We start from the raw sequence: 1433 nt of genomic DNA on the forward strand, positions 1-1433 counted from the left end.
GGCCGGGGCATGGCCTCGCCCGACGCGCAGCGGTGGCTGGCGAACATGGGCGTGGACTCCCTGGAGGTGGGGGAGGGCGTCGCCTGGTTCGAGCGGCTGCTCGGCGCGGACCTCACGCAGGCCACGGTGGCGCGCGTGAGGTGGGAGCGCTTCAAGCCCATCTACGAGGCGCGCGGTCGCCGGCCGTTCCTGGAGGCGATGAGCGCGGAGGCCGCCGCGCCCACCGTGGCTCCGGCGGCGAGCCCCGCGCCCGTGCTGGGGCGCGACGCGCTGGAGTCAGCGGTGCGCCAGCAGGTGGCGGGGGTGCTCGGGTTGGACCCGAAGCGGCCCATCCCGCCGGGGCGTGGCTTCGCGGATCTGGGCATGGACTCGCTGATGGCGGTGGAGCTGAGGGAGCGGCTCCAGCGCGTGGTGGGACAGCCGCTGTCGGCGACGCTGGTCTTCAACTACCCGAACGTCCAGGCCCTCACGGAGTACCTGGTGGGCCTGGTGGGGGAGCGGACGCCTCGGGCCGAGGCCCCCGCGGCGGAGCGCATCGCGCACGCGGACGAGCCCATCGCCATCATCGGCATGGCCTGCCGCTTCCCAGGGGACGCGGACACCCCCGAGGCGTACTGGCGCCTGCTGCGCGACGGCGTGGACGCCACCACGGAGGTGCCCGCGGACCGCTGGGACGTGGACGCGCTGTTCGACGTGGACCCGGAGGCGCCGGGGAAGGTGTACATGCGCAAGGGCGGCTTCCTGCGCGACGTGGCGGGCTTCGAGCCGCAGTTCTTCGGCATCTCCCCACGAGAGGCCGAGAGCATGGACCCGCAGCAGCGGCTGCTGCTGGAGGTCGGCTGGGAGGCGCTGGAGCGCTCGGGCATCAACCCGGACACGCTGCGCGACACGAACACGGGGGTCTTCGTGGGAATCACCGCGTCGGACTACTCGCGCGTCATCCTCAACCAGGACCCCTCCGCGGTGGATGCGTACTTCGCGTCGGGCACGTCGCTGAACGTGGCGCCGGGCCGGCTGTCATTCGCGCTGGGGTTGCATGGGCCGAGCATGGCGGTGGACACGGCGTGCTCGTCGTCGCTCGTCGCGCTGCACCTGGCCTGCCAGAGCCTGCGCAGCGGTGAGTCCACCCTGGCGCTGTCGGGTGGCGTGAACCTCATCCTCACGCCCGAGGCCACGCTGTCCATCTGCAAGGCGCACATGCTCTCGCCCGAGGGCCGGTGCAAGACGTTCGACGCCTCCGCTGACGGGTTCGCCCGCGGCGAGGGCTGCGGCGTGCTGGTGCTGAAGCGGCTGTCGGAGGCGGTGGCGGACGGGAATGAAGTGCTGGCGGTGATTCGAGGGACGGCGGTGAACCACGACGGGCCGAGCAGCGGGCTGACGGTGCCGAACGGGATGGCGCAGCAGGCGGTGATTCGGCAGGCGCTGGAGAACGG

The 1433-nt window shown here is 72.6% G+C and carries 1 protein-coding gene; it reads left to right on the forward strand.

The features are described 5' to 3' along the window. On the forward strand, positions 1-1433 hold a 1433-nt coding region (locus G4D87_RS37745; RefSeq protein WP_275902333.1), incomplete at both ends, for a type I polyketide synthase.

This window comes from Myxococcus vastator (assembly GCF_010894475.1).
Taxonomy (GTDB): Bacteria; Myxococcota; Myxococcia; order Myxococcales; family Myxococcaceae; genus Myxococcus; species Myxococcus vastator.